The organism is Tropicimonas sp. TH_r6, assembly GCF_033101155.1.
Taxonomy (GTDB): Bacteria; Pseudomonadota; Alphaproteobacteria; order Rhodobacterales; family Rhodobacteraceae; genus Tropicimonas.
On the sequence record NZ_JAWMPX010000009.1, the window covers coordinates 164702 to 170701 of the forward strand.

Annotated in this window: 5 protein-coding genes; 4 read left to right on the top strand and 1 reads right to left on the bottom strand. The window is 61.7% G+C overall.

Annotated features, from left to right (window positions below; genetic code table 11):
* Window positions 1-1209: 1209 nt before the first annotated feature.
* The 4 genes from R3X27_RS11400 (at window position 1210) to R3X27_RS11415 (ending at window position 4346) form a co-directional block, all read left to right on the top strand.
* A complete protein-coding gene (locus tag R3X27_RS11400) occupies window positions 1210-1485 on the top strand; it encodes a hypothetical protein (RefSeq protein WP_317708981.1) in 276 nt (91 codons plus the stop codon).
* Between the two features lie 160 nt (window positions 1486-1645).
* Complete coding sequence (locus R3X27_RS11405) at window positions 1646-1909, top strand: PAAR domain-containing protein (RefSeq protein ID WP_411572490.1); 264 nt, start codon at window positions 1646-1648, stop codon at window positions 1907-1909.
* Window positions 1910-1913: 4 nt separating this feature from the next.
* The gene (locus R3X27_RS11410; protein WP_317708982.1) at window positions 1914-2981 is read left to right on the top strand and encodes a methyltransferase domain-containing protein; all 1068 of its coding nucleotides are present in this window, start codon (window positions 1914-1916) and stop codon (window positions 2979-2981) included.
* 78 nt (window positions 2982-3059) lie between these two features.
* Window positions 3060-4346: a B12-binding domain-containing radical SAM protein gene (locus tag R3X27_RS11415; RefSeq protein WP_317708983.1), complete on the top strand. Its 1287-nt coding sequence runs from the start codon at window positions 3060-3062 to the stop codon at window positions 4344-4346.
* Window positions 4347-4573: 227 nt separating this feature from the next.
* Here R3X27_RS11415 and R3X27_RS11420 read toward each other — a convergent pair.
* Window positions 4574-6000: DUF3179 domain-containing (seleno)protein (locus tag R3X27_RS11420; RefSeq protein WP_411572487.1), on the bottom strand; the 1427-nt coding region annotated here is incomplete at its 5' end.

The window sequence follows — 6000 nt, forward strand, 5'->3', positions numbered from 1 at the left end:
CGCCGTCGCATCTCCCGGCGATCCTCAGCAATGTCGCGCATCGCGTGGATGCGACCTCGGGGCTGGATGCAGTAGCCGGTTCCGGCACGCCGCGCGCGGGGGCGGACATGGGGCGCGGACGATCGCGTGCGCCGACCTTGTGATACAGGCTGTGATACACACCAAGATGAGGTATGGCGATTCGAGCCCGACGGGCGATCTACGCAGTTGATTTTGTTGTAATTTTCTTGGATCATTGCTGGGGTGTTAGGATACCCATGTAGCCCCATGTCCCCCACCAGTTTCCCTCCCGCTCCAACCAAACTGGGGCATAAACTGGGGCCTTTGGCGGGTGAGCCTGGGGCGGTTTGGGGGAACCGTGGACCCGGTGGTGGACCCCGGACGGGTGGTGGGCTGGGGGTGCCACCTGGAGCAGCTAGCCCAGACCGGACGTTGGAGGAAGGCGCGGCGAACGACGGTGACGAGCCCAATGTGACGGATGCTGCGGGACCCTCCGACGACAGATATGCGGACAATGCCGCCGTTCGCCCGGCCGACTTGAACAGCCGCGAACTGCGCATTTCTGCCGTTCGCAGTGTATGAACGCTTCGCGCGCTCAGCGTCTTCCTCTGAAACCGAAGCCGCCATTCATGGTCACTGCGGCGATTGGCAATGAAGGGCCTGTCCTGACGAATCCGCGGTCGGCATGAACTGGCAGAAGCCGCCACCGCGGACCTTTGCGGCGCAAATGAATGCGGCGGGTTCACGAAGGCCGTCCTCCGCAAGGAAGGCGGATACGGGAGCTTGTCCGAGTCCAATGGCAACGACCGGTGGACGCGACAAACCGATTGTTCACCCCTTCTGCGAAGCCGAAGGAAGATACATGTCGCTCGTGCAGCCACTGGATTTTCTCGATGCGAGACATTTCATGGTTCAGCTCCAGGGAAACTCGAACCGGCCAAGAGCAACTCGCCTTGAAGACCCCCGCCGGCGCAACCGAGACATCTTGGACGACGAAACGCGGACCGTGGTGCAGCGCCTTGTCGGAGAGCGTGAAGATCGGGATCGGAACCGGAACGCCAAGGAATCTCCGGCGCGGTCCTACGGTCCTTGGAAAACGCAGTCTGCGGCTTTAGGGTCCTTCCCGAGGTTGACCAGTGTAGCCGCCTCCATGATCGGAGGCTGCAGCGGGCAGGTTTGCACCGTTGGTCCAGATATGGATGAGGTAGCGTGGCCAAGGAACTCTCTTCGAGCATGGCGGAACTAGCCTCCGCGATTCGGGCCCATCCCAACCCGGTTCAGGTCGCACTATGCGGTTTCGATCTTTGGCTGGAGGTGCTGGGGAGCGGCCACGCCAAGGGACGGGACTTCGTGGCTGGCGGAAAGCTGGCGACGGGCGAGGAGTTGCCTACCGCTCTCAAAGTGCCCATTATGGTGATCGGAGATCGTATTGTCATTAGTTTCGACCCGACACTGCCGCCGGACGATTTCCTGCTGAAACCCTGAATGCCAACCGGGCGCGAGTACGGAGGACCGGACACCCATGCCACCTGCCGCACGAATGATGGACATGGTCTTGCAGACCGCGCCTCATTGCCACGCGCCGATTCACCCGCCAGCGCCCACACCAACTCCGGTTCCACATCCGGCGCTTCCATTGCCGATCATGCCACCCTGCGCGGTAACCACCCTGATCGGCGGCATGCCCGCGGCGCGGGTGACGGACATGACAAAGATTTGCACGCTGATCCCCTGCGTCCCGGCCGGTCCAGGGCTGATCGTCAAGGGATCCGCCACGGTGCTCATCCAGAAACTGCCAGCTGCGCGGCTGGGGGATATGTCATCGCATCCGAGCTGTGTCGCGCCCATTCCCTCCCCTGTCGGCCAGATCATTCCGCCCTGCTGCCCAACCGTCATGATCGGCGGCTGACCAGATGCGCGAGACTGTTTTTGAGGCATTGGCGCCGGTCTGCCCGCGCTGTCTGCACGGGGCCGAGCAGCGGTCGCCGCTGGTAGTCGCCGACAGGCTGGAGACACGCGCGGATCACCTGTGGCACGGCACGCTCCATTGTTCCAACCCGTCCTGCTGGCTCGAATTCCCGGTGATCGATGGCATTCCGATCATCGTCGCCGATCCGGCAGCCGCACTTGCAAACGCCCAGTCGCAACTCCTGCGCCGCGACATGCTTCCGGCCCCGATCGCCGGTGTTCTTGCCGATGCCCTCGGAGCGGGTGGGGAGTATGACCTTACGCGGCAACATTTGAGCCTCTATGCTGGCGACCATTTCGCAGATTGGGCGCCGGAGTCGCGCCCGGCAAATGTGGTCGAAACCCTGTCCAGGGGCTTTGATATCCTCGGGGAAATTCCCGATGGACCCGCGATTGACCTTGGGGGATCGGTCGGACGCGGCGGGTGGGAATTGTCACGGCGCGGGCTCGCGCCTGTTGTCGTGGCGGATCTGAACATCCCGATGATGCGCCTCGGTCAGGCGCTGGCTCTGGAGGGCCACATCGAGATCGACCTGCGCCGTGTCGGTGTCGTTTATGACCGGGTGCGCATAGACCTGCCCGAGGACGCAGGGGCGTCGCCGGATTTCTGGGCCATCGACGCGATGATGCTGCCATTCACGGAGGACGCGTTTTCTCTGGCGGCCGCGATCAACCTCGTTGATTGCGTAGCAAACCCGACGGCCGTCTTGTCTGAAATGGCGCGGACCCTGGCGCCGGGTGCCGGGGCTATCCTGTCGACTCCTTATGACTGGGCTCCCAATGCGACGGAAATCAGCTTGTGGCTCGGAGGTCATTCGCAGCGCGGCCCGACAGCCGGCGCCAGCGAGCCTATCCTGAGGCAGACATTGCTCCAGGCTGGCCTGCCCATCGTCGGGGAGGTGTTGGACGCCCCCTGGCGCCTCAGGATGCATGCCCGCGCGGTCATGGAGTACAGCCTGCACCTTCTGGCCTGCCGACGGGACGGAGGATCCCGGGAACGGCCGTTCAGTTAAGGCGGCGACATCAGGACGATTTCGGGCAAGTGGACGGCGTCCCGACACGCGTGGCACAATGTCGAAGGAGCGAAGGATATGCATATCGTCTTTCTGGAAATCGACACCGAGGCGGAGTGGGCTGTTTGCTCCCTCGGCCCCGCCTTTCTGGCCGGGGTTGCGCGAGAAGCCGGCCACAGCGCGGAACTGTTGAGGATTGGGAGTGACTGGACGAACGAACATGTCGTCCGGATGGTCAGCAATAGGGAGCCCGATCTTCTCGGAATGTCGCTGACAAGCCGGCAATGGTTGCGCGGGCGTGAGATTGCCGGCCTCCTGCGGGAGGCTGGAGACTGGCCTATGATTGCCGGCGGTCTGCATGCCACATTCTCGCCCGAGCGCGTCCTGGAGGCACCCGGGTTCGATGCGGTGTGCCTCGGCGAGGGCGAAGCCCCGTTCGTGGCACTGTTGGCTCACCTGTCCTCTGGAGGACAAATCCGCGATGCAAGTTTGCGAAACATCTGGGTCGATGGCGGTACGCATCCCGGTCTTGCTCCACCGATCCCGGAGATCGACTCCATTCCTTTCATGGCCCGCGACATGCTCGACGAGCATCCCGGCGTCGTGCACATGGCGACCCAACGCGGATGCCCCTTTCCCTGCACCTATTGCGCGGCGCGTATGTACGACCAACTCTATGAAGGCATCGGTTCCTACGGGCGGCGTCGCTCTGTTGAAAATGTCATGGCCGAGTTGACGGCGATCGCGAATGCCGGCCCCCTTCACTACGTCATCTTCCTCGATGACACTTTCACGATCCATCACCCCTGGGTGTTCGAGTTTTGCGAGGTCTTTCCGCGGAAGGCAGGCGTGGGTTTCTCGATCCATGCCAGGGCCGAGACCATGAACCCGAAACTGATCGACGCGCTTGCCCGGGCAGGGTGCAAACACGTGGTCTACGGCGTCGAAAGCGGATCGGAACGGATACGACGCGACGTGATGAAGCGGCCGGTATCGAACGACCGGTTGATCGATGTCTTTCGACGGACACGGGAGGCCGGTATCATGGCTACTGCCAACTACATGCTGGGCATTCCGGGAGAAAAGCCGGCTGACCTTGTCGCAACCATGGAACTGCACAGCGACCTGCGACCACTCGATTTCGGGTATTTCGTCTTCTATCCCTTCCCGGGAACACAGCTGTTCGAGCTATGCCGTCAGAATGGATATCTTCCCGAGAAGTGGGAGGAAATGCCGGCACGCCATGATCGGTCCATCCTGGATTTGCCAGACCTGAGTCCGGAAGACATCACGAACGCCTACGCAAAATGGGGTCGGATTCGTGAAGCCGAAACGCGAGCACGGACAGTTGTGAAACGCAATTGACCTTGCCGAGATGATCGCTGGTGCATCGAGGTCTATCCAAGCGAGAACAACGGGAGCGGCGTAGCTGGAAATGTCAGTTCGCGTGATTCCCTTGGCCTATCAGGGTGACCGTCCGGTGAGGTTGCTCTGGCGCGGCCTGCATGTTCTTGGTTACGCTGCCAGTTCTCCCAAATTTAGCCACCCAATCAGGGAAAGGGGCCGGAGCCAATTGGCGCTCCAACGTCGGTTCAGGGTTGCCAGAGAGCGGTGTTGGCGTGGAATTGGGACCAGGCAAACCAGAAGGCCTGGTGGCTGCCCAGATCTGATCCGTCTTGATCGACGGCGCGGATTCCACCGGCATCCAACTGCAACACGACATTCTCAAACCGGACGTCTGCACCGTCTCGAAGGGCCAGCATTGCGGTGCTGCGCTGGAAGGCGACTGGGGTTCCAGACGCGGCAATAACTCCGATGACGTCCTCCTGAACGGGCAACCGGGGATCGACGTCGCCAACCGGGAAGATCGGCCCATCCGCATCCCTGCCTTCGCGGAAGTCGAAATCGCGTCCCAGGGCGTATTCCTCCAACAGCACGGTCGTCTCCGGATGCTGTGCCTTCCATGTGCCCCAATCGGTCGTGATCACGGTGGCCTGGTTCAGCTGCACGCCCTTCTCTGCCAGGGGCCCGGTCACCGCCTTGCCGAGAAATGTATCGAACACGGAGTAGGTCTGGAGATCGTACATCACCTTGTTGGATCGGCTCAAAAGGCCTGAGGTGCGCAAGACGGGGCGCTCCATTCCCGGCTGCAATTCATCGGTGAAATAGGCTTGGGCCGCACCGCACAGGGTGCAGTAGGGAATGCCCAGGTCGCGCCCGCCCAGCGTGTCATTCACCATCTCGCGGACTTCCATGATCTGTCTGGGATAGGCCCGGTATTCGCCGTTCACCTCGATGCCAAAGACAATGTCGTCATCGTCCAGCCACGTGGCTTCATCGGCGGAACTCACGCGCGGATTGTCCGCGGCTGGGATGCAATTGCAGGGCGTGTCCGTGGTGTCATAGGGGCGGTCGTCAATCAAAACCCCACCCCATGAAACCAGGCGCCAGTCGATGTCACCTTCGACAAGGATACGCTCCCAGCCGGGTACGAAATTCGTGAAGATGGCCCGCTTCGTGTTCAGGTATCCGGGATAGGCGGGAATGTCCCAGGCAATCAGATGATCCGTCAACTCGTGCCAGCGGTCCGGTGTCTGCAGGTCCAGACCCAACAGGCTCGCAGCGGTGTCGGCCAGGGCATTGTCAAATCCCTGGCGCCAGGTGAAGCGCATCAAATCGGTGATAGCCCAAGCAAGACGAGGGTCCCCCGACGCCTTGATTTCACCGAGGGCAAGGGTCTGATCGCGCCCCCATGAAGAGGTTTCGAGGCTTTCCACGAAGACGGTGCCTACCGCCCGCGCCAGATCTTCTGATAGCTCTCCAGATGGAATGCCGGCTGGCGGCGCACCGAACGCTTCAAGAACATAGTCTGGCGTCTTGCTGTCGTTATTCGCTGATACCTGGGATGGAAAGCCGAGCCCGAGGACCATCAGACTGATGAGTGCTGCGTGAAAACCAAAGCGCATGGCGAGCCTTTCAGACGTCTTGTCGGGTTGTTCGGCGGATGTGTCCGTCCCGT